This is a genomic window from Pseudomonas sp. MIL19 (genome assembly GCF_028680365.1).
Taxonomy (GTDB): Bacteria; Pseudomonadota; Gammaproteobacteria; order Pseudomonadales; family Pseudomonadaceae; genus Aquipseudomonas; species Aquipseudomonas spirodelae.
Genome location: NZ_JAPPVG010000002.1, coordinates 42741 through 66602, shown reverse-complemented (window position 1 = coordinate 66602; position 23862 = coordinate 42741). Strand labels below are relative to the sequence as shown.

General features: G+C 58.9%; 10 protein-coding genes. 4 read left to right on the top strand and 6 right to left on the bottom strand.

The window, feature by feature from the left end; translation table 11 throughout:
• Positions 1-169 precede the first annotated feature (169 nt).
• Positions 170-6121 (top strand): peroxidase family protein, encoded by a 5952-nt coding sequence (locus N1078_RS02120; protein ID WP_274086558.1) that lies wholly within the window; start codon positions 170-172, stop codon positions 6119-6121.
• Between the two features lie 97 nt (positions 6122-6218).
• Here the strand turns inward: N1078_RS02120 and N1078_RS02115 are convergent, their stop codons facing one another.
• Positions 6219-7397, bottom strand: coding sequence for a vWA domain-containing protein (locus N1078_RS02115; RefSeq protein ID WP_274086557.1), 1179 nt, complete (start codon positions 7395-7397; stop codon positions 6219-6221).
• A gap of 250 nt (positions 7398-7647) precedes the next feature.
• Positions 7648-8493, bottom strand: coding sequence for an AAA family ATPase (locus tag N1078_RS02110; protein WP_274086556.1), 846 nt, complete (start codon positions 8491-8493; stop codon positions 7648-7650).
• Between the two features lie 215 nt (positions 8494-8708).
• Here N1078_RS02110 and cysK point away from each other — a divergent pair, with 215 nt between their 5' ends.
• Entirely contained in the window at positions 8709-9683 is a 975-nt protein-coding gene (gene cysK, locus N1078_RS02105; RefSeq protein WP_274086555.1) for a cysteine synthase A, read from the top strand.
• Positions 9684-10206: 523 nt separating this feature from the next.
• Complete coding sequence (locus N1078_RS02100) at positions 10207-11367, top strand: GGDEF domain-containing protein (protein WP_274086554.1); 1161 nt, start codon at positions 10207-10209, stop codon at positions 11365-11367.
• Between the two features lie 179 nt (positions 11368-11546).
• Here the strand turns inward: N1078_RS02100 and N1078_RS02095 are convergent, their stop codons facing one another.
• Together N1078_RS02095 and metH are read right to left on the bottom strand one after the other, a co-directional pair.
• On the bottom strand, positions 11547-12872 hold the full coding sequence (locus N1078_RS02095; RefSeq protein WP_274086553.1) for a leucine-rich repeat-containing protein kinase family protein: 1326 nt from the start codon (positions 12870-12872) through the stop codon (positions 11547-11549).
• A gap of 120 nt (positions 12873-12992) precedes the next feature.
• Positions 12993-16709, bottom strand: coding sequence for a methionine synthase (gene metH, locus N1078_RS02090; protein WP_274086552.1), 3717 nt, complete (start codon positions 16707-16709; stop codon positions 12993-12995).
• Positions 16710-16877: 168 nt separating this feature from the next.
• Between metH and N1078_RS02085 the strand changes: the two genes are divergently transcribed.
• Positions 16878-19157, top strand: coding sequence for a fatty acid cis/trans isomerase (locus N1078_RS02085; protein WP_274086551.1), 2280 nt, complete (start codon positions 16878-16880; stop codon positions 19155-19157).
• A 42-nt stretch (positions 19158-19199) separates the two neighbouring features.
• Here N1078_RS02085 and N1078_RS02080 read toward each other — a convergent pair whose 3' ends face one another.
• Together N1078_RS02080 and acnA are read right to left on the bottom strand one after the other, a co-directional pair.
• The gene (locus N1078_RS02080) at positions 19200-20765 is read right to left on the bottom strand and encodes a methyl-accepting chemotaxis protein (RefSeq protein WP_274086550.1); all 1566 of its coding nucleotides are present in this window, start codon (positions 20763-20765) and stop codon (positions 19200-19202) included.
• 175 nt (positions 20766-20940) lie between these two features.
• Positions 20941-23685 carry an aconitate hydratase AcnA gene (gene acnA / locus N1078_RS02075; protein WP_274086549.1) on the bottom strand — a complete coding sequence of 915 codons (2745 nt, stop codon included), beginning with the start codon at positions 23683-23685 and terminating at the stop codon, positions 20941-20943.
• Between the last annotated feature and the right edge of the window lie 177 nt (positions 23686-23862).

The window sequence follows — 23862 nt, the reverse complement described above, 5'->3', positions numbered from 1 at the left end:
CGGGTTCGCTGGGTAACGTCAAGCCACAGGCTTGTGCATTGCCCCAAGGCGGCGTAACCGCCAAAAAATGAATGTTTAATCAATCGCTTAAACACGCGTTCGTCGTGTCGCGAGGGGGACTTTTGGTCTTTATCAGGTATGGGGGAATACTTCATTTGGAGCGTTCATCATGTCTAGCAGCCAATATGATTTCACCGTCACCCAGCAGGACCTCGAGTTCATCCTTAAGCAAATTAAGATATCTGAGGCCAGTACCAACCCGTTGACCGGAGCGGTAGAAAACCTGCCCGAACTGGTTGGCAGCCCCTTGTTGCCATATGGCTTGCGCACGGTGGACGGCTCTTGGAACAGTCTGTTACCTGGGCAAGAGGCCTTGGGCGCTGCCGATAACATCATGCCGCGCCTGGTTGAGGCCAGCTTGCGTGAAGCCGATCTCTCGCCTATCCAGTTCGGACCCCAGGTACAGACGTCTTACACACAAACCAGTGGCTTCGTATTCGACTCCCAGCCGCGGATTGCCAGTAACTTAATTGTTGATCAAAGCGCCAATAACCCAGCCGCCGTGGCGGCAGCTTTGCAATTGGCGGGGCATGCAGATCCTTATGGCGAGGCCAGTGTTATCGCCACCTTTAATGCGCCGGTGCAAGCGGCCAACGTGCTGATTCAGGCCGCGCAAGCGAGCATCATCGCAGCAGGTAACGACCCCACTCTGTTGGCGGCAGCGCAACAACAGTTAGCTGATGCCAAGGCCGTGCATGCAGCGGCCTTTACGGCGTTGAGAGAGGAAATGGAGAGTGCCGGCCTGACCGTGTCAGACAACGGCACCATCGGCATCGAAAACCAATCTCCGGACATCGGGTTATCGCCAGCCTTCAACGGTTGGATGACGTTATTCGGCCAGTTTTTTGACCATGGTCTGGACCTGGTAACCAAGGGTGGTAATGGCACCGTGTTTGTTCCGCTGCTACCCGATGACCCGCTGTATGTAGAGGGCAGCCAGACCAACTTCATGGTACTGACCCGCGCCACTCAAGTGGATGGCCCTGGTGCTGACGGCATTATGGGAACCGCCGACGACACCACCCATGAAAGCATCAATACCACCACGCCGTTTGTCGACCAGAACCAAACCTATACCTCGCACCCTTCACATCAGGTCTTCCTGCGTGAATACGTCATGGTCGACGGTAAGCCCATGGCCACAGGGCACTTGCTGAGTGGCGCGCACGGCGCAGGCAACTGGGGTGAGGTCAAGGCTCAGGCCAGCTCGATGCTGGGCATTCAACTGGTGGACATGGATGTACACAACGTGCCTTTGCTGGCCACCGATGCTTATGGTGCGTTCCTGCGCGGCCCCAACGGTTTTGTGCAAATCGTTACGGTCAGTGGGTTGATCGAAGGCGATCCGAGTGCCAATGGTGGGCAGGGCTTGTTGCTGCCTCCCGATACGATCCGCACCAATCATGCCTTCCTGGATGACATCGCACACGGTGCGGCCCCTGGCTTTGCCGACCTGGATAACAACCCACTCACTGCGCCTACTGAGTTGCTGGCGGACTCCGATACGGCCGTGGGTTCAACTCCCAACCCCGATTTCGATCCAACCTTGCCGGTTGGGCCGAACAATATGCCGATCCTGCCTCAGGAGGTCGGCACCTATGATGACGAACTGTTGGATCGGCACTTCATCACTGGTGACGGTCGAGGTAACGAAAATATCGGCCTGACGGCTGTGCATACCATCTTTCACTCTGAACACAATCGGTTGGTCGAGGCATACAAACAGACCATTCTGGACAGCGCAGACCTGAACTTCATCAATGAATGGTTGTTGACCGATTTGGCTGACTTGAGCGCAGTACCGACGACTCCGGAAGGTATTGCAGCGCTGAATTGGGATGGTGAGCGTTTGTTCCAGGCGGGTCGGTTTGTCACCGAAATGCAGTACCAACACCTGGTTTTCGAAGAGTTTGCCCGTGCCGTACAGCCGGCAATCAACCCCTTCGTATTTTCCAACTCGCCTGACATCGATCCGGCCATCGTGGCTGAATTCGCCCATGTGGTTTATCGCTTTGGCCACTCGATGCTCACCGAGTCGGTAGACCGCCTGGATATCAATATGCAGTCGGACGATATCGGGTTAATTGCCGCCTTCCTCAACCCATTGGCCTTTGATGGGGATGGCGCGATAAGTGTGGAAGCCGCTGCCGGGGCTATTGTGCGCGGTATGACACGTCAGGCGGGCAACGAGATTGACGAGTTTGTCACCAGTGCGCTGCGTAACAATGTGCTGGGCCTGCCGCTCGACCTGGCCACGCTAAATATGGCCCGTGCCCGCGATACCGGGATGCCGAGCTTTAATGAGGCGCGCGCGCAGTTTTATGCCAATACCGGCGACAGCCAATTGGCGCCCTTCACCAGTTGGGCTGGCATGGCCCCCGAGCTGAAGAACCCTGCATCCATCATCAACTTCATTGCCGCCTACGGCACGCACACCAGTATCACCAGTGCCACGACCTTAGAGGGTAAGCGCGATGCGGCCATGGCATTGGTCTTTGGGGTTGCCGGCCCAGGCGGAACGGTGCCGACTGACCGTCTGGACTTCCTCAATAGCACCGGCGCCTGGACTGCGGAGAATTCCGGGTTGAATGATGTGGACTTCTGGATTGGGGGCCTGGCTGAGCGCAAAAATGAGTTTGGCGGCATGCTCGGCGCGACCTTCAATTACGTGTTTGAAAGCCAGATGGAAAGCTTGCAGAACGGTGACCGCTTCTACTACCTCAGCCGGGTGCAAGGCACCAACATGCTCAACGAGCTTGAGGCCAATACCTTCTCCAAGTTGATCATGCGCAACACCGACCTGGGTGATGAGGCTTCCTCGCACCTACCGAGCCTGATATTCCACACCCCGGATCTGATCCTGGAGATGGATATCAGTAAGCAGATTGGCGCTGACCCCGTTGAGTCGAATCCAATTCTGCAGATCCTCCATCCCAAGGTTATTCGTGTTGCACCTGGCCTCGATGTGGATGGTGACGGTAAGGCGGATGGCGGTTATTTGCGCTTTACCGGCGGTGAGCATGTGGTGCTCGGAGGTACAGCGGGCAATGACACCATTATTGGCGGTAATGGCATCGACACGATCTGGGGCGGTGCCGGTAATGACCGCTTGGATGGTGGCAATGAGGCCGACCAAGTACACGGTGGCGATGGTGACGACATTATTACCGACCTGGGTACGCCAGTTGGCGGCGCCGACTTCCTGCACGGCGACGCTGGCAATGATGTGATCTCGTCGGGTATGGGCAATGACTTGGTGTTTGGCGGTTCCGGCAAGGACTTTGTGATCACCGGCAATGATGCCACTGAGGTATTTGGTGGGCTGGGCGACGACTTCATCCTCGGCGGCAACGATTCGGACTTCCTGCTGGGTAACGAGGGCGATGACTGGATTGAGGGCGGTGAAGGCTTTGATACCCTGGCTGGGGAAAACTCGGAGCTGTTCTTCAATAGCCCGATCATTGGCCACGATGTGCTCAATGGGCAGGGCAACGATACCGACTACGACGGTGAGTCGGGCGATGACATCATGTTCCAGGGCCCCGGTATTCAGCGCAGCAACGGCATGGCCGGGTTTGACTGGGCCGTGCATAAGGGCGACCCCAACGGGGCCGACTCGGACCTGGGTATCCCGATCTTCGTCAACCAGCAGAATCTTATTCTGCGCGACCGCTTTGACTTGGTTGAAGGCCTCTCGGGATGGAACTTCAACGACACCTTGACCGGCCGCGAAGTCGTGACTGGGGCCGCGGGCGCCGATGGCGGTGGTGCGGCGATATTTGATGCCAACAGCCCGCTTGAAAGCTTCGCTAACCTGCTGCAGCAGTCCAGCGTGGACCGTATCAATGGTCTTGATTTGCTGGTCAGCCACCTGGGCCGTGAAACCTTTACCTGGAACGGTAAGGAACACACCGTAGTCGTGATGGACGAAGCGTCTGTGGTGCGCGATGACAACGGCATCGTGACCTTTGTCAGCGACAACCCTTCCGACATCCTGTTGGGCGGCGGTGGCAGCGACACCCTGCAGGGTAAAGCCGGGAATGACATTCTCGATGGTGATGCTTGGCTAAATGTGCGCATCAGTGTGTTGAATGCAGTCCCAACGGCCGGCAACCCTGATCCGGGTGAGTGGTTCAGCGTCGACAGCATGAATGAAATCAAGGCGCGCATGCTCACTGGTGAGATCAACCCCGGTCAGTTGCAGATCGTGCGGGAGATTCTCTACAGCAACAGTCCGGACGACATAGACACTGCGGTGTTTAGCGGGGCCTTTGCCAACTTCGATGTGATTGACAACTTCGACGGCAGTTTCCAAGTGGTGGATAACACCGGCGCCGAAGGCACCGATTGGTTGCGCAATATCGAGCAGGTGCAGTTTGCTGACCACACCCTGTGGTTGGTTGATCGCCCAGCCACTGGCAATGTCACCATTAGCAGCCTGACCCCGGCCGAGGATCAGCTGTTGACCGTCAGTAACACCATCAGTGACCCCAATGGCTTGCTGGATGCGACCATTACCTACACCTGGCAGGCTGATATAGATGGCGTGTGGACGGATGTCGGCAGTGGGGACAGCTTCCAGCCTGGCGATAACGAAGTGGGCTTGGCGCTCCGGGTGGTGGCCTCGTATGTCGATGACGGCGGTTACCCAGGCTCGGTTATTTCCGAGGTTACGGCGACGGTGACTAACGTCAACGATGCACCCACCGGTTTACCGCTGCTCAGCAGTGATACGCCTATTGTCGGGCAGTTGTTGAGTGCCTCGACCATTGGCCTGGCCGATGCCGACGGCTTGGACGGCGTGACCTTTGCCTTTCAATGGCAGTCCGGTGACGGCATCACGTTCAGCGATATCGCCGGTGCCGATGGCGAGACCTTCACCGTGACTGCGGCGCAGGCGAGCCAGCAGATACGGGTAGTGGTGTCGTATACCGATAACCGCGGCACGTTTGAATCCGTCACCTCGGCGGCTACGGCGCTGGTTGCCAGCGCCGTGATCATCGGTACCAACGCTGCCGAAACCCTTACAGGCACCGCGTTTGATGATCAGATATTCGCCCTCGGCGGTAATGACGTACTCAACGGTTTGGACGGTAATGACATGCTGGATGGTGGCGCCGGCAGTGACACACTGGATGGTGGGCTTGGCGCCGATGTAATGCTCGGCGGCACTGGCAACGACACCTACATTGTCGATGATATCGGCGATGTGGTGACTGAGCTGGCCGGGGCGGGCACCGATACCGTGCTGACCTCACTGCTGAGCTACGCGCTCGACGCTAACGTAGAGCGGCTGACCTATACCGGCATGGATAACTTTGCCGGTACCGGTAATGCCTTGAATAACATCCTGACAGGCGGCAATGGCAATGACAGCCTGGATGGTGGCGCTGGCGCTGATCGGCTGGTGGGTGGCTTTGGTGACGACAGCTACTTTGTCGATAACGCCAATGACCTCGTCATCGAAGGGGTTGGCGGGGGAACGGATACCGTCTACTCCACCAGTGACCTGCATAACCTGCGGGCTAACGTGGAGAACCTGGTGCATACCGGTAGCAATGCCACGCTGGTCAACGGCAATGGTCTGGATAACGTAATCCAAGGCGGCATCGGTAACGATACGCTGAATGGCGGTGGCGGCAACGACACCCTGCTGGGGGGCGATGGCAACGACAGCCTTAACGGTGGCAGCGGTGCGGATGTGCTTGCCGGCGGCATGGGCAACGACCTGCTTAATGGTGGAGGGGGCAATGATGTCCTGACGGGGGGTGAAGGCGACGACATCCTGAATGTCAGCCAGGGCAACGACATCCTGGTGTTCGGGGCGAACTTTGGCAACGATACCGTCACGGGCTTCGATGCCAATCCGGTCAATGGCCAGGACTTGTTGAATATTGCTTACTTCAACCTGACAGCGGCGACCTTTAATAGCCGGGTGAGCATCACTGACATTGGTAACGACACTCTGGTGTCAATCAATGGCGCTGATGGTGGGACTATCACCCTGGCTGGGGTCGCCAATGCCAATGCGGTGACAATCGCCGACTTCCAGTTGGCGTGAATGCTGCGATGACGGCCTGCCAGGGACGGCAGGTTTAATACTCGTTACTAAAAAAGCCCCAGTCGAGTGTCGGCTGGGGCTTTTCGTGTGCGCGGCATTATTTAGATAAGAATCTCATGCCTTCTTCCAGCCCGCTCAAGGTCAGCGGATACATCTGATCTTCCAATAGCTCGCGCATGATATTGGTCGAAGCGGTGTAGCCCCAGGTGTCCTTGGGGTAGGGGTTGATCCAGATAAGTTTCTTGTACTTCTCCATAAAGCGCTTGATCCAGACGTAACCCGGCTCCTCGTTCCAGTGCTCGACGCTACCGCCGGCCTGGGTGATCTCGTAGGGCGCCATGGCCGCGTCGCCGACAAACACTACTTTGTAGTCCGCGCCGTACTTGTGCAGCAGATCCTGGGTGGAGAAGCGCTCGGAGGTGCGGCGCAGGTTGTTCTTCCACACCGACTCATACACGCAGTTATGGAAGTAGAAGTACTCCATGTGCTTGAACTCGGTCTTGCAGGCGCTGAACAGCTCTTCGCAGACCTTGACGTGGGCATCCATCGAGCCTCCGATGTCGAACAGAATCAGCAATTTCACTGCGTTACGCCGCTCCGGACGCATCTGGATATTCAGCAGGCCGCCGTCTTTGGCTGTGTGGTCGATGGTGCCGCTGAGATCAAGCTCGTCCTCGGCCCCCTGGCGAGCGAACTTGCGCAGGCGACGCAGGGCTAACTTGATATTGCGCGTGCCCAGTTCGACCTGATCATCGAGGTTTTTGTACTCGCGCTGATCCCAGACCTTCACCGCTTTGCCTTGGCGCTTGCCCGCATCACCGACGCGGATGCCTTCCGGGTTGAAGCCGCCGGAACCGAACGGGCTGGTGCCACCAGTGCCGATCCACTTGTTGCCGCCTTCGTGGCGTTCCTTCTGCTCTTCGAGGCGCTTCTTGAACTCCTCGATCAGCTTGTCCAGGCCGCCGAGGGACTCGATCTTGGCGCGCTCCTCATCGGTCAGCGAGCGTTCGAATTCCTTGCGCAGCCACTCATCGGGGATCAGTGCCTCGATGTGCTGATTAAGGTTTTCCAGACCCTTGAAGTAGGCCCCGAACGCGCGGTCGAACTTGTCGAAATGACGCTCGTCCTTGACCAGAATGGTGCGCGCGAGGAAGTAGAACTCGTCCATATCGGCGAACACCACGTTGTGTTTCAACGCGTTGATCAGGTCTAGCAGCTCACGCACCGACACCGGCACCTTGGCGGCGCGCATTTCATTGAATAGGTTGAGCAGCATGGCTGCATCCTCGTGAATTCATTGGTTCCAGGGCTGAGCCTGTTGTGGTCAGGTCCCTTTGTCACTCGGTGCAAGGGCTTGCGAGCTAGAGCCAGGCAAGGCGGAATCAGGTGAGGAAGCGGAGTTTACGTCTGTAAGCATTACTCGCTTCGCTCGCCCCTTCGGGGCCGCCCTTTGGGCGTTCAGTGGCAAGCCACTGTCCGAACCGGATTCCAACGCAGCATGGCCGACGCGCAGCAGCCCGAATGGGTTAACGCGAAGCGCGGCGGCTCATAAACGCCAGGCGCTCCAGCAACTGCACATCCTGCTCGTTCTTCACCAGCGCACCGGCCAGTGGCGGGATGGCCTTGGTCGGATCGCGCTCACGCAGCACCGCTTCGCCGATATTGTCGGCCATCAGCAGCTTGAGCCAATCGACCAGTTCGCTGGTGGACGGCTTCTTCTTCAAGCCCGGCACCTTGCGCACGTCGAAGAACACGTCCAGCGCTTCGGCGACCAGGTCTTTTTTGATGTTGGGGTAGTGCACATCGACGATCTTCTGCAGGGTCGCGCGATCCGGGAAGGCGATGTAGTGGAAGAAGCAGCGGCGCAGGAAGGCGTCCGGCAGTTCTTTTTCGTTGTTCGAGGTGATGATGATGATCGGACGCTTTTTCGCCTTGATCGTCTCGTCAGTCTCGTAAACGTAGAACTCCATCTTGTCGAGTTCTTGCAGCAGGTCGTTGGGGAACTCGATGTCGGCCTTGTCGATTTCGTCGATCAGCAGAATCACCCGATCCTCCGACTCAAAGGCCTCCCAGAGCTTGCCCTTCTTGATGTAGTTGCGTACGTCATGGACTTTGTCCGAATCCAGCTGCGAGTCACGCAGGCGGCTGACCGCGTCGTACTCGTACAGGCCCTGGTGGGCTTTGGTGGTGGATTTGATGTGCCAGGTGATCAGGCGTGCGCCGAAGGATTCCGCCAATTGTTCGGCCAGCATGGTTTTACCGGTGCCAGGCTCACCCTTGACCAGCAACGGGCGCTCCAGGGTGATGGCGGCATTGACCGCGAGCTTGAGGTCGTCGGTGGCGACGTAAGACTGGGTGCCTTCGAACTTCATCGGTAAATCCTCGAACGGTAACGCGCAAGGCCGTGCCTGCGGGTTCAGTATGTGAAAAGCCGACTATAACGCGCGGGCCTGGCGACTGTGAACGTAGACGGGCCATTCAGTCACTGAATGGCGGGTCACGCTGCGTTTGTTGCTGCGCTGGACGGGTGCGAGCCAGCGTTTTAGTCTGGGTGCCTTTCGGCAACCTGCATAACAAGGACTTCGTCATGAGCCGCATCTTCGCTGACAACGCACAAGCTATTGGTAACACCCCGTTGGTTCGAATCAATCGCCTGGGCCCGGCTGGAGTGACCATTCTGGCCAAGATCGAGGGGCGTAACCCGGCGTATTCCGTGAAATGCCGGATCGGCGCCAGCATGATCTGGGATGCCGAAGAGCGTGGCGTGCTCAAGCCTGGCATGACCATTGTTGAACCCACCTCCGGCAACACGGGTATCGGCCTGGCTTTTGTCGCTGCGGCGCGCGGCTACAAACTGCTGCTGACCATGCCAGCCTCCATGAGCCTGGAGCGGCGCAAGGTGCTCAAGGCCCTGGGCGCTGAGCTGGTGCTGACCGAGCCGGCAAAAGGCATGAAGGGCGCCATCGACAAGGCAGCAGAAATCGCTGCCTCCGACAGCAACACCTACTTTATGCCGCAGCAATTCAATAACCCGGCCAACCCGGCGATTCACGAAAAAACCACCGGCCCGGAAATCTGGAATGACACCGACGGTGCGATTGATGTGTTGGTTTCAGGCGTCGGCACCGGCGGCACCATCACTGGTATTTCGCGCTATATCAAGCAGACCCAGGGCAAGCCGATTCTCTCGGTGGCAGTTGAGCCAATCAGCTCGCCGGTGATCAGCCAGACCCTAGCCGGTGAAGAGGTCAAACCCAGCCCGCACAAGATTCAGGGTATTGGCGCCGGCTTTGTCCCAAGCAACCTTGACCTGAGCATGGTCGACCGGGTTGAACTGGTGTCTGACGACGATGCCAAGGCCGTGGCGCTGCGTTTGATGCGTGAGGAGGGGATTCTCTGCGGTATTTCCTGCGGTGCAGCCATGGCAGCCGCCCTGCGCCTGGCAAACGAGCCGCAGATGCAAGGCAAAACCATCGTGGTGATCCTGCCGGACTCCGGTGAACGCTACCTGTCGAGCATGCTGTTTAGCGACATGTTCACCGAGCAAGAGTTGCAGCAGTAAAGGCTGCTGCCACAAAAACCGCCCAATACGGGCGGTTTTTTATGGGCGGTTACTCCGTGATTTATCAGCCTGCACTGCAGAAGTGTCGCCAGTATTAAATAGCCGCTTCGGTTTAAGGACGGCTACGAAGAATTCAGGCGATTACGTGATGGGTATCGCTAAGCTCAACCCATCCTACGAGCTGGCTATCGTCGAGCGCCTAAGCCAGTAGATCGGAACGAGCACTTCGGCCAGAGCGGCATCAACGTGGAATACACCACACCTGACGAATTCGCCCGCATCATCCGCATGCAACGCTGGGCTGGTTTTTTGCAGGGGCTCGACGGGTACATCAGTCAGGCTTGGGCCCAAGCCTTCGGATCCCTGAGAGGCGTCCAATTGCAAATTGCCTTCCCGGCGCTATGTGCCTACGATTCGACGGTTTGAAATGCCATGCCGACTGCCTCTGGAACTTAGAGAGAGTCGAGGGGGCCGTTGCCACCCAGTGCCAGGCTCCCGTTGCCACTTCTCAACTGCGCGAACCATGATCACTACAGTTATCCTCGGCATGCTCTGCCTGTACCTGCTTTGCTTTTCCGTGATGTTCCTGCTGATCAGCACCCGGCTGAATAGCAAGAAAATGGGCATGGAAGTCTTCGCGTTGGGCAACCTGCTGCTTGGCTTTGCCTATATCCTGCAGTTGTTCGGCGGCCCACCGAATGAGGGGCTGGTGAGTGTCATCAACCACACGATGACGCTCTGTGCGCCTGTCGTCTATGTGCTGGGCGCCATGCGCTTTTTCGAGCATCCGACGCCTGTGTTGCGTCCATTGCTCACACTGGCTGCCGGTTACACGGTATTGCAGCTGTTGGTGCAATGGTTGCTGGGAATTGAAGCCCGCCACGCCATGCTGGCCGCAGCCTGCGCCTCGGTATTTCTGGCTATGACGGTGGCGCTGCTCTACGGCCGGCGAACCTTTGCCAGGGATCTACGCGTCGAGATGCTCGTGTTCGCTGTGCTGATCGGCGGCATCTGCATCCTCAACGCCATAAAGTTCTGGATGATCCTTATGGGCGGACTGGCTGCCCTCGATATGAACAGCGGCTTCCAGAAGGTCTTCTACCTCTATATGTCGTTCCTGGCGACGGTGTTGCCGCCGAGTGCCGTGTGGCTGGTGCTGCGCCGTCTTACCGATGAACTGCGTAACCTGGCTGCACATGACCCACTTACCCAACTGCTGAATCGGCGCGGGCTGATGGACGCCCTAGACGCACACTTTCGCTCGCATACAGCCGGTCCGGCGTATCTGCTTATCATGGATATTGACCACTTCAAGCGCATCAACGACACCCACGGCCACAAGGCGGGCGACCGTGTTCTGAGCCACATCGCCGGTACGCTCAAGGACAGTGCACGCCAGGGCGATCTGGTCTGCCGCTTGGGCGGCGAAGAATTCGTGGTCATCGCCCTGCACACCGACAACGCCGGCGCTCTGCAACTGGCCGAACGCATACGAGCGGCGATCGAGGGCAGTGAAGTGGCTATCGCCGGGCTGAGTAAACCGATTCGCTGTACGGCGACCCTTGGCGGCTCAGGTGTGTTAACCCGTGCGCAGGACTTGGATGTGTTCCTGCAGCAGGCGGATGCCGCCCTGTATCAGGGGAAGACGCTAGGGCGGAATCGGGTGGAGTGGGCGCGGGAGTAGGGTGCCCGGTTTGGGATTACGGGCTGTAATCGCTACGTCTGGCCGATCGCTGCCTATTGCCAATCGGCTATGTGCGGGTCATGTCTAACCAAATGAGCGCAGTGACTTTTTGATCAATTCGCAGTGGTCAGTCGGTTAGATAATTAGTCTCCGACGCCTTTTGAGCGCTGATGATTTATTTAGGCCACGTTGCAGTCTTGCAGGCACGCCTGAATCTCGGCAAACAACGGACGCTCGGCAGGTTGCGTGTGGCTGCAGCGCGCATGCAAGTGCCACAGGCGGGTTTGCTGAGCGGGTTGGTTGTCTTTGTTGCAGCGCACTAACAACTCCTCTAGCAAGCAGGCAAAGGCCCGGGCCTCAAGTTGTTGCAGGGCAATCCCGTTGTGGCTCTGTGGGTCAAAAAACGACGCTGCGCCGAAATCGCCCAGCAGCGTTTGCCCGGTTGGGTTGACCAGCAGGTTATGGGCATACAAATCGCCATGCAGGATGCCGCGTTGATGCAGGTGAACGATGGCCGCCGCTGTGTCGCGCAAAATACGTAAGGCTTCTGCCACGCTGAAACGACGCTGCTCGGCATAGCAGTCGCGCGTGCAGCTGGCGAGGGAGGGCGGGCCGGCCAGCGCTTTGAAGCTCGGTTGAATACGCGCCAATAGCAGGCCGGGCGGAGCGTCCGGTAGTGGCTCCAGTGGGCCGGCAACGCTGATCAGGTTGTTGTGCTCACCGGCTGCAATACAGGCAGCCATCTCACTGTGGGCAAGCCCGTCGCTGGTTACATCACCTTTGAACAGTTTGACCGCCATGGCCTGCGCCGGCTGGTTGGGCTGCTGCCAGGTCGCACTGTGGATGACTCCCGAGGCGCCCTGGCCGAGTATTTCACCCAGCTCAAGGGCGTCGCGGGCGACGGTTGGCAGTGGGTGCTGCCGGAGAATTTCAGCTTCGCTGGCGTCACTGAATGGATTGCCGGCAAAGGCCAGCCAGCACAAGGACGGTAGCTCCGTGAGCCACTCTGGCAGATGCTCTAGCTGGTTAGCCGCAATGCGCAGCAGCTGCAAGCGCTGCAGCTTGGCCAGGCTTTCGGGCAGTGCGCGGAGCTGGTTGCCCGCCAGCATTAGCTTTTGTAAGTGGGCACAGTCACCTAACTCAGCCGGTAGCTGCTGCAGTTGATTGTCGGTCAGGATCAGCCAGCGCAGCTTGGGCGGCAGTGCCGCAGCAGGCAGGTACTGAATGCGATTGCTTTTAAAACCGATCATTTCCAGCTGCGTGCAGTTACCCAACACCTCAGGGACTGAGGTGAACAGGTTGTCTGAGCAAAACACAATGCGCAGCTTGTGCAGGCGCGCTAAGTCAGCAGGGAGTGCGCTGAGGCGGTTGCCCGAGAGGTTGAGCACTTCGAGGCTGTCGGCCAGCGAGAAAATCTCTTCTGGGAAGTCAGTCAGGTCGCAGCAAAGGTCTAGCCGAGTAATACCGGCCAGTTCACCGCTGCGAAGTTGTCCAAGGCTGTGCATAAGGAGGGCTCGCGCACTGAGAGCAATGCTCCGCAGTGTTTGGCTGAGAACGGGCGTGGTCACAACGGCGGAGGGCTAGGTTGCAAACCCTCCGCTGTCGTGTGTATCCGCAGGCGTGTGTTAGTTGTCGTAACCCAGGTTGGGTGCCAACCAGCGCTCGCTGACGTTGAGGTCCTGCTTTTTGCGCGCGGTGTAGCTTTCGACCTGATCTTTGTCGATCTTGCCGACGGCAAAGTACTGCGCCTGTGGATGGGCGAAGTACCAGCCTGAAACCGCTGCCGCCGGGAACATGGCGTAGTGCTCGGTGAGGAACACACCGCTGTTGCCGGCTTTGTTGAACTCGGCCGCCGGGTCGAGCAGTTCAAACAGGGCTTTTTTCTCGGTGTGGTCCGGGCAGGCTGGGTAGCCGGGGGCAGGGCGGATGCCCTTGTAGGCTTCCTTGATCAGCTCCTCGTTGGACAGCTGCTCCTCCGGATCATAGCCCCAGTAATTCGTCCGCACTTCGCGGTGCAACCATTCAGCGCAGGCTTCGGCCAGACGGTCAGCCAGGGCTTTGACCATGATCGAGTTGTAGTCGTCGCCGGCGTCCTGATAAGCCTTGGCGACTTCCTCGGCACCGATACCTGCGGTGGTGATAAAACCGCCGACGTAATCGGTGATGCCGCTGTCTTTCGGCGCAACAAAGTCGGCCAGGGAGAAGTTCGGCTTGCCATCCGGCTTGATCGTTTGCTGGCGCAAGTGGTGCAGGGTGGCCAGCTTCTCGCCGTTGTCGGCGTAGACATCCAGATCGTCGTCATTCACTTGATTAGCCGGCCAGAAACCAAATGTGGCGCGGGCGCGGATCAGCTTCTCGTCGATCAGCTTCTTGAGCATTTCCTGGGCGTCGGCATACAGCGCGGTGGCGGCTTCGCCCACCACTTCATCGGTGAGGATGCGCGGGAACTTGCCGGCCAGGTCCCAGGAGATAAAGAACGGCGTCCAGTCGATGTATTCGGCCAGAACATTCAGGTCGATATTGTCGAGTACCTTCACACCGGTAAAACTCGGCACGCTCGGCTGATATGTCGCCCAGTCGAACTTGGGTTTGTTCTCGACCGATTTGGCGTAGCTCAGGCGTTCAGTACGGGCGCTGCGGTTGGCGGTGCGCTCGCGTACTTCGATGTAGTCGAGGCGGGTGCGCTCGACAAAATCGGCTTTCAGTTCTTTCGACAGCAACTGCGTGGCCACACCTACGGCGCGCGAGGCGTCGGTGACGTAGATCACCGCATCGTTCTGGTACTTGGGCTCGATCTTCACCGCTGTGTGGGCTTTCGAGGTGGTCGCGCCGCCAATCATCAACGGCAGGCTAAAACCCTGGCGCTGCATTTCGCGGGCGACATGCACCATCTCATCCAGCGATGGAGTAATCAGGCCGGACAGACCGATGATGTCGCACTTCTCGGCAATCGCCGTTTGCAGGATTTTCTCCGCCGGCACCATCACGCCTAGGTCGACAATGTCGTAGCCGTTACAGCCGAGCACCACGCCGACGATGTTCTTGCCAATGTCGTGCACGTCGCCTTTCACCGTGGCCATGAGGATCTTGCCTTTGGCTTCCGGCTTGTCGCCTTTTTCCAGCTCGATAAACGGGATCAGGTGGCCGACCGCCTGCTTCATCACACGGGCAGATTTCACCACTTGTGGCAGGAACATCTTGCCGGCGCCGAACAGGTCGCCGACCACGTTCATCCCGGCCATCAGTGGGCCTTCGATCACCTCAATGGGGCGCGCGCACTGTTGGCGGCATTCCTCGGTGTCTTCAATGATATGGCTGGTGATGCCTTTGACCAGCGAGTGCTTGAGGCGGTCAACCACGCTCCAGGTGCGCCATTCTTCGGTTTCGACTTCCTTGACGCTGCCGTCGCCCTTGTAGTTGTCGGCAATCGCCAGCAGCGCCTCGGTGGCGCCGTCGTGGCGGTTGAGCACCACGTCTTCCACTGCATCGCGCAGCTCTTTGGGAATCTCGTCGTAGATTTCCAACTGGCCGGCGTTAACGATGCCCATGGTCAGGCCGTTCTGGATCGCGTAGTACAAGAACACCGAGTGAATGGCTTCACGCACAGGGTTGTTGCCACGGAAGGAGAACGACACGTTGGACACACCGCCCGAGGTCAGTGCATGCGGCAGGTGATCGCGGATGTAGGCGCAGGCTTCGATAAAGTCGACCGCGTAGTTGTTGTGCTCTTCGATACCGGTGGCCACGGCGAAGATGTTCGGGTCGAAGATGATGTCTTCCGGCGGGAAGCCCACTTCATTCACCAGAATGTCGTAGCTGCGCTGGCAGATCTCGCGCTTGCGCGCGGCGGTATCAGCCTGGCCGGCTTCGTCGAAAGCCATCACCACCACGGCCGCGCCATAGCGCTTGCAAAGCTTGGCGTGGTGCTTGAACTGCTCGACGCCTTCCTTCATCGAGATCGAGTTAACGATGCCCTTGCCCTGGATGCACTTAAGGCCGGCTTCGATCACGTCCCACTTGGAGGAGTCGATCATGATCGGCACGCGGGAAATATCCGGCTCGCCGGCAATCAGATTCAAGAAGGTGACCATAGCCTTCTGTGAATCGAGCATGCCCTCGTCCATGTTGATGTCGATCACCTGCGCGCCGGCTTCCACCTGCTGCAGGGCGACTTCGAGGGCTTCGGTGTAGTTGTCCTCACGGATCAGCCGGGCGAACTTGGCCGAGCCGGTGATATTGGTGCGCTCGCCGACGTTGATAAACAGCGAGTTGCGGTCGATGGTGAACGGCTCAAGCCCAGACAGGCGGCAGGCCTTGGGAATATCCGGAATGGCCCGCGGCGGGTATTTGCTCACCGCTTCAGCAATCGCCTGGATATGCGCGGGCGTGGTGCCGCAGCAGCCACCGACGATATTCAAAAAGCCCGATGCGGCAAATTCTTCAACCACCACCGCCATTTCCGCCGGCGTCTCGTCGTACTCACCAAAAGCGTTCGGCAGGCCGGCGTTTGGGTGGGCGGAGACGTGGGTGCCGGCTTTGGCCGACAACTCTTCGAGGTACGGGCGCAGTTCTTTGGCCCCCAAGGCGCAGTTAAGGCCTACGGAAATCGGCTTGGCGTGGTTGATCGAGTTCCAGAATGCTTCAGTGGTCTGCCCCGACAGGGTGCGGCCAGAGGCGTCGGTGATGGTGCCAGAGATCATGATCGGCAGCTCGACGCCGTCATCCTCGAACACCTGTTGCACGGCGAAGATCGCCGCCTTGGCGTTGAGGGTGTCGAAGATGGTTTCGATCAGGATCATGTCCGCGCCGCCTTCGATCAGGCCGCGGGTGGCTTCGGTGTAGTTTTCCACCAGCTCATCGAAGGTGACGTTGCGATAGCCGGGGTTGTTCACGTCAGGGGAGAGCGAGCAGGTGCGACTTGTAGGACCGAGCACGCCGGCCACAAAGCGCGGTTTGTCCGGGGTTTCCAGGGTCTTGGCATCGGCCACGCGGCGGGCCACGCGAGCGCCTTCGACGTTCAGCTCATACACCAGGCTCTCCATGCCGTAGTCGGCTTGGGACACCTGGGTGGCGTTGAAAGTGTTGGTTTCGAGGATGTCGGCGCCGGCATCGAGGTAGGCTTTCTCGATGGCGCTAATTACGTCCGGGCGGCTGAGGATCAGCAGGTCGTTGTTGCCCTTAACGTCTTGCGGCCAGTCGGCGAAGCGAGCGCCACGGTAGTCTTCTTCCTCCAGCTTGTAGCTCTGGATCATGGTACCCATGCCGCCGTCGAGGATCAGGATACGTTCCTTCAGGGCTTGCTGAAGGGCGTTGAGGCGGGCGCTGCGATCGGACAGAGACATGGGGAGAACTACCTGAGACGCGTGAAAAAAAGATGCGCGATCATAGCAAAGCTGCACGCTTTTGCAGTGCCTTGTGCTTTTCCATGAATTTCATTCATGTTCATGAATTGGCTTTGCTTCGCTGCGGGCAGCTAGAATCGGCGCTCAGACCATTTTAGAGACACTTCCATGCTCGGTCGCTTACTGCTTAGCACGTGTTTAATGTTCATCGGCGCATTACACGCGGCCGAGCCCATCTCCTACAGTCGCGACATTCAACCGATTTTCACCAAGAATTGTGTGGCCTGCCATGCCTGTTACGACGCGGCCTGTCAGCTCAATTTAGGCAGTGCTGAAGGCGTGCAGCGGGGGGCGAGCAAAGCGACGGTTTACGCAGGTACACGCACCGAGGCCCAAGCCACCACCCGGTTGTTTGTCGATGCCCACGGTGCGGCGGCTTGGCAGCGTAAAGGTTTCACCTCTGTGCTGGATCAGCAGGGTAGCCAGGCTGCCTTGCTCGCACGGATGTTGGAGTTAGGCCACCAGCAGCCTTTTGCGGCTAATAACAAGCTGCCGGCCGAGCTGGAGATCAGCATCAAACGGGTCAACCAATGCCCACTGCCGCAGGAGTTCGACGCGTTTGCCCGCAACAACCCGCAAGCGGGCATGCCATTCGCGGTGACCGGTTTGACTGAGGCCGACTATCAAACGCTGCAGGCTTGGATCGAGCAGGGCGCGCCGGTCGATCAACAAGCACTGCAGGCCAGTGCGGTCGAAGCGCAGCAGATCGCCACTTGGGAAGCCTTTTTGAACGCCCCCGGCGCCCGTGAGGGGCTGGTTTCCCGTTGGCTGTATGAGCATCTTTTTCTTGCCCATATGCATTTTGCTGGCGGTGAGCCGGGGCATTTCTTTCAGATGGTGCGTTCGCGCACGCCCAGCGGCCAGCCAGTGGACGTTATTGCCACGCGCTTGCCCAATGCCGATCCAGGCAGTGAGTTCTACTACCGCCTGACGCCGGTGCAGGGGGTGATTGTGCACAAGACCCACATCACCTATGCGCTGAGTGTGGCCAAGCTGGCACGGATCAAAGAGCTGTTCTTCGCCAGCGACTGGCAGGCCGATGCCGTTCCGGGCTATGGCGCTCAGCGCCGCGCCAATCCGTTTGAAACCTTTGCTGCGATTCCGCCGCTGGCGCGTTACCAGTTCATGCTGGATAACGCCGAATACTTTGTGCGCACCTTTATCCGCGGCCCGGTGTGCCGCGGGCAGATCGCCACGGATGTGATTCGCGATAATTTTTGGACGGTGTTCCAGGACCCGCAGCACGATCTGTACATCACTGACCCGGCGTACCGCGAGCAGGCCAAAGACTTGCTGGCCATACCTGGGCAACTTGACAGCATCACTGACTTGCTAGGCATTTGGCGCAGCTACCGCAATAAACGTAATGAGTACGAAGCGTTGCGCATGCAGCGTTATGCCGACGCGCCAGCGCCGAGTTGGTCGCACATCTGGGCCGGTAACGATAACGCGCTGTTGTCGGTCTTTCGCCAGCATGACAGCGCCTCGGTGCGCAAAGGCCTGATTGGCGAGGTGCCGCAGACGATCTGGTGGCTGGACTTCCCGTTGCTCGAACGCACCTATTACCAACTGGTGGTGAATTTCGATGTGTTCGGCAATGTCTCTCATCAGGCGCAAACGCGGCTGTATTTCGACTTGATCCGCAATGGTGCGGAGGTCAACTTCCTGCGTTTGATGCCTGCGCAGTCGCGTCAGGCTTATTTAAGCGATTGGTACCAGAGCAGCGGCAAGCTGAAAATCTGGCTCGATTATCAGGCGATCGACACTAAAACCCCGAGTGCCTTGCGCTTGGCGGGCAGCGATGCCAAGCGTAGTTTTGCCGAGACCCTGCTGGCGCGTTATGGCAGCCTGAATGCGCGCCCGGATCCGATCAATCGCTGCAGCGGTGCACATTGCCATCGCCCTGGCATAGCCCCCGAATTGCAGCGCGCGGAACAATCCTTGAGTCGCTTAACGGCTAAACCAGCGGGTGCGCTGAAAGTGATCGAGCAACTTCCGGAGGCCACTCTGCTGCGTGTGGAAATGCCCAGCGGGCAGCGTGAGGTCTACAGCCTGCTGCGTAACCGCGCGCACACCAATGTGGCGTTTATGTTGGGCGAGGAACTGCGTTACCAGCCCACGCTGGATACCTTGACGGTTTATCCCGGGGTGCTAAGCAGCTACCCTAACTTTATCTTCAATGTTCAGGCTGAGCAGGTGGCGGAGTTTGTCAGTGCGATGGAGCAGGCGCGTGATACGCCGGCATTCGAACAGATGGTGGAGCGCTGGGGGATTCGCCGTACTCATCCTGAGTTCTGGCGCTATTTCCACGATATGTCAGCGTATATCCAGCAAACCGAGCCTATTGAAGCTGGGGTGCTGGACATGAATCGCTACGAGAACTTGTAACCGGGAGGGCGGCGCATGGCTGGGCCATGCGCCGTTTCAGGATTAGCGGTTGAAGCGTTCGACCAAGGCGTACTGCCCTTGAGCAGTGGCGGTTAGCGCCTCGCTGAGCAGCGCCGTGTCATGCGCCTCACCGGCTGTTTGGTCGGCCAGTTGAGCGATGGTGGTGATGCTGCGGTTGACCTCGTCAGCTACCGCGCTCTGTTCCTCAGCCGCCGCAGCAATCTGATCGGCCATGCTGGCAATATTGGCAACGGCTTCACTGATACCCGCCAGTGCATCGTCGGCTTGCTGCACGCGCACAACACCTTCTTCGGCCTGTTTACGGCCGATTTCCATCGTCATAACCGCTTCTTCGGCGGTGCGCTGCAGCTTGGCGATCAGTTGGTGGATCTGTCCGGTGGATTCGGCCGTGCGCTGCGCCAATGAACGCACTTCATCAGCCACCACGGCAAACCCGCGGCCCATTTCGCCCGCACGCGCGGCCTCGATGGCGGCGTTGAGCGCGAGCAGGTTGGTCTGGTCGGCGATGCCTTTGATGACATCGACTACACCGCCGATTTCATTGCTGTCTTGGGCCAGGCGGGTGACTGTTTCGCCGGTCTCACCAACTGATTGCGACAGGCGCTGAATCGCTTGGCGGGTTTCACTGGCAATAGTGCGCCCAGCGCTGGTCAGGCGATTTGCATCCTGAGTGGCGATGGCTGTGCGCGCCACGTTGCTCGCCACTTCCAGGGTGGTGGCAGCCATTTCATTGATCGCAGTGGCCACCTGATCGGTTTCATTACGTTGGCGCTCAAGCCCGGCGGAGCTGTTATGCGCCAGGGTATCGGCCTGCTTAGCCTGCAGGGTGAGCTGTTCGGCGGTGTCCTGCAGACGGGTTAAACAGGTTTTCAGGCGTGCTTCCTGGCTGAGCGTCGCCATTTCCAGGCGACCCTGAGCACCGCGGCTGTCGGTGTACATCTGCGCGATCAGCGGGTCAGACGTGGTCTGGTCAGCCAGGCGCAGCAGACGCTTGAGGCCACGTTGTTGCCAGCTCAACCCGGCCAAGCCCAGCGGTATCGACAGTGCAGCCGCGAGGGCAAAGCCCCAGCTGGAATCAAGCCAAATACCGATAAGAAAGCCAATCTGACTGATCAGGATAAACGGTAGCCAGCCCTGCAGAGTTGGTAGCCACTTATCCCTACTCGGGACGGCGGACTTACCGCTGTTGATGCGCTGATACAGGGCTTCTGCGCGACGCACCTGTTCGGCGGTTGGCTTGACCCGTACGGATTCGTAACCCACTACCTGGTTGTTTTCCGTCACGGGCGTGACGTAGGCATTAACCCAGTAATGATCGCCGTTCTTACAACGGTTCTTAACAATCCCCATCCACGGCCGGCCGCTTTTCAGGGTGTCCCACATGTGCTGGAACACCGCAGGCGGTACGTCGGGGTGACGTACCAGATTGTGCGGCGCACGAATCAACTCATCGCGGGTAAAGCCACTGATCTCGACAAACGCGTCATTGCAGTAGCTGATCTGGCCTTTGAGGTCAGTCGTCGAGATCAGTCGTTGCTGAGCAGGGAAGCTACGTTCGCGCTGAGTGACCGGCTGGTTGTTACGCATGGCAATTATCCGTTGTTGTAATGCCCCTACATCGGCCAATGGCGGGCGAAGTTGAGGGAGAAATCCGTGTCGACGAGTTTAACCGCTTTTTGAATGGCGTCACATTTATGCCATGGTCGTGGTCGTACTTGACCTGAGGGTGTTTTTTGCCCGGCGCGTGACGCACTCGGCCAGGCTATTGGCTGGCGATCAACTGCCGCAGCACGTAATGCAGGATGCCGCCGGCCTTGAAGTATTCCACTTCGTTAAGCGTGTCGATGCGGCACAGCACTTCAATGCTGTCGCGGCTGTTGTCCTCGCGCAAGATGTCCAGGGTTAAGGTCATGGACGGGTGGAGTTCAACACCATCCAGGCCGCAGATGTTGAGTGTCTCTTTGCCCGTGAGGTTGAGCGTTTTGCGGTTTTGCCCGGTTTTAAACTGCAGCGGCAAGACGCCCATGCCCACCAGATTAGAGCGGTGGATGCGCTCGAAGCTTTCGGCAATGACCGCTTTGATGCCGAGCAGGTTGGTGCCCTTGGCCGCCCAGTCGCGGCTTGAGCCGGTGCCGTACTCTTTGCCGGCAATGACCACCAGCGGGGTGCCGGCCTCCTGATAGCGCATGGCGGCATCGTAGATCGACAGCTGCTCACCACTTGGCACGTGCAAGGTGTTACCGCCTTCTGCGCCGCCGAGCATCTCGTTGCGGATGCGGATATTGGCGAAGGTGCCGCGCATCATCACGTGATGATTGCCGCGCCGCGAGCCGTAGGAGTTGAAGTCGACCGGCTCTACGCCCTGTTCGCGCAGGTAGCGACCGGCGGGGCTGTCGGCCTTGATATTGCCGGCGGGGGAGATGTGGTCAGTGGTCACCGAATCGCCGAGCAGGGCAAGAATGCGCGCTTGGTGAATGTCACCAATATGCGGTGGCGCCTCGGCGATATTCTCGAAGAACGGTGGATGCTGGATGTAGGTCGAGTCGTCCTGCCAGCTGTAGGTGGCAGTTTGCGGTATGTCGATGGCCTGCCACTCGGCATCCCCGGCGAACACCTCGGCGTATTCCTTGTGGAACATCGCGGTGTCGACCTTGAGGATCGCCTCGGCGATTTCCGCCTGGCTCGGCCAGATGTCTTTGAGGTAAACCGGCTGGCCATCTTTGCCCAGACCCAAGGGTTCAGAGGTTATGTCCATCCGCACCGTGCCGGCCAAAGCATAGGCCACTACCAAGGGCGGTGAGGCCAACCAATTGGTTTTCACCAGCGGATGCACGCGGCCCTCGAAGTTACGGTTACCTGACAGCACCGAGGCGACGCTCAAGTCCGATTGCTGGATGGCTTGTTCGATAGGCTCAAGCAGCGGCCCGGAATTACCAATACAGGTGGTGCAACCGTAGCCCACCAGGTCGAAGCCCAGCTCGTCGAGGTAGTGGGTCAGGCCGGCGGCGTTGAAGTATTCGGTGACCACCTTGGAGCCCGGAGCCAGCGAGCTTTTCACCCACGGCTTGCGCTGCAGGCCTTTCTCCACGGCTTTTTTCGCCAGCAGGCCGGCGGCCATCATCACGCTGGGGTTGGAGGTGTTGGTGCAGGAGGTAATTGCCGCGATGACCACGGCACCGTTTTTCAGGCGATGCGTCTGTCCCTCATGTTCATAGTCCGCCTCGCCAACCTGGGTGGCGCTGCCGATCGCCGCGCCACCACCGCCTTCGTCGAGAAGGCGTGATTCCGCGCCGGGATTGGGCTTGAGTTGCAGCCCAAGAAAGTCATCGAAGGCTTGTTTGACCTGGGGCAGGGCAACCCGGTCCTGTGGGCGCTTGGGCCCGGCCAGGCAGGCCTCGACGCTGCCCATATCCAGCTCCAGGCTATCGGTAAACAACGGCTCAACGCCTGGCTCGCGCCACAGACCTTGGGCTTTGCAGTAGGCCTCGACCAGTTTGACGGTCTGCGGCGACCGGCCGGATAAGCGCAAATAGCTCAGGGTGATCTCGTCGACCGGGAAGAAGCCACAGGTGGCGCCGTATTCCGGGGCCATGTTGGCGATAGTGGCGCGATCCGCCAGCGGCAGATCGGCCAGGCCGTCGCCATAGAACTCAACAAACTTACCGACTACGCCTTTGCTGCGCAGCATTTGCGTGACGGTCAGCACCAGGTCGGTGGCGGTGATGCCTTCCTTGAGTTTGCCGCTGAGCTTGAAGCCGATGACCTCGGGAATCAGCATCGACACGGGCTGGCCGAGCATCGCCGCTTCCGCCTCGATGCCGCCGACGCCCCAGCCGAGAATGCCGAGGCCGTTGATCATGGTGGTGTGTGAGTCGGTACCAACCAAGGTGTCGGGGAAGGCGAAGGTCTGGCCGTCTTCTTCTTTGGTCCAGACGGTGCGGCCGAGGTACTCCAAGTTGACTTGGTGGCAGATGCCGGTGCCCGGCGGCACCACGCTGAAGTTATCGAAGGCATGCTGGCCCCAGCGCAGGAAGGCATAGCGCTCACCGTTGCGCTGCATCTCGATGGCGACGTTCTGTTCGAACGCGTTATGGGTGGCGAATTGGTCGACCATTACCGAGTGGTCGATGACCAAATCGACGGGCGATAGCGGGTTGATCTTCTGCGGGTCGCCGCCAGCCTTGGCCATGGCGTCACGCATGGCCGCGAGGTCGACCACGGCGGGCACGCCGGTGAAGTCCTGCATCAATACGCGGGCGGGGCGGTACTGGATTTCGCGCTCGGAGCTGCGGCTCTTTAGCCAATCGGCCATGGCCTGCAGGTCGTTGCCGGTGACGGTTTTACCGTCTTCCCAGCGCAACAGGTTCTCTAACAGAACCTTCAATGACATCGGTAACGGGTCGATGTTGCCAAGGGATTTGGCGGCTTCAGGGAGGCTGAAGTACTGGTAGCTCTGGCCTTCTACGTCGAGGCTGCGTTGACTATTCAGGCTATCTAAGGAAGGCATTGCGCGTCTCCTGTGGCTTGTCACGGTGCAAGCCGGTTGGTGGCTGCAGACTGTTCACCCTAGCTCTGCTTGTTCTGGCTCGCCATTTATGGGGTTGGCTGCTTGGCATCTAAGTGTTTCTGGGTGGGCGCAGCGACTATGGCTGTTCACACTGGACAGGTCGCGGGGGCTAAGGGT

Coding starts and splice junctions, on each gene's coding strand:
- N1078_RS02085 (WP_274086551.1), top strand. CDS start 16,878: ATGCTCGGTCGCTTACTGCTTAGCACGTGTTTAATGTTCATCGGCGCA.
- N1078_RS02110 (WP_274086556.1), bottom strand. CDS start 8,493: ATGAAGTTCGAAGGCACCCAGTCTTACGTCGCCACCGACGACCTCAAG.
- N1078_RS02115 (WP_274086557.1), bottom strand. CDS start 7,397: ATGCTGCTCAACCTATTCAATGAAATGCGCGCCGCCAAGGTGCCGGTG.
- N1078_RS02080 (WP_274086550.1), bottom strand. CDS start 20,765: ATGCGTAACAACCAGCCGGTCACTCAGCGCGAACGTAGCTTCCCTGCT.
- N1078_RS02120 (WP_274086558.1), top strand. CDS start 170: ATGTCTAGCAGCCAATATGATTTCACCGTCACCCAGCAGGACCTCGAG.
- cysK (WP_274086555.1), top strand. CDS start 8,709: ATGAGCCGCATCTTCGCTGACAACGCACAAGCTATTGGTAACACCCCG.
- N1078_RS02095 (WP_274086553.1), bottom strand. CDS start 12,872: ATGCACAGCCTTGGACAACTTCGCAGCGGTGAACTGGCCGGTATTACT.
- N1078_RS02100 (WP_274086554.1), top strand. CDS start 10,207: ATGATCACTACAGTTATCCTCGGCATGCTCTGCCTGTACCTGCTTTGC.
- acnA (WP_274086549.1), bottom strand. CDS start 23,685: ATGCCTTCCTTAGATAGCCTGAATAGTCAACGCAGCCTCGACGTAGAA.
- metH (WP_274086552.1), bottom strand. CDS start 16,709: ATGTCTCTGTCCGATCGCAGCGCCCGCCTCAACGCCCTTCAGCAAGCC.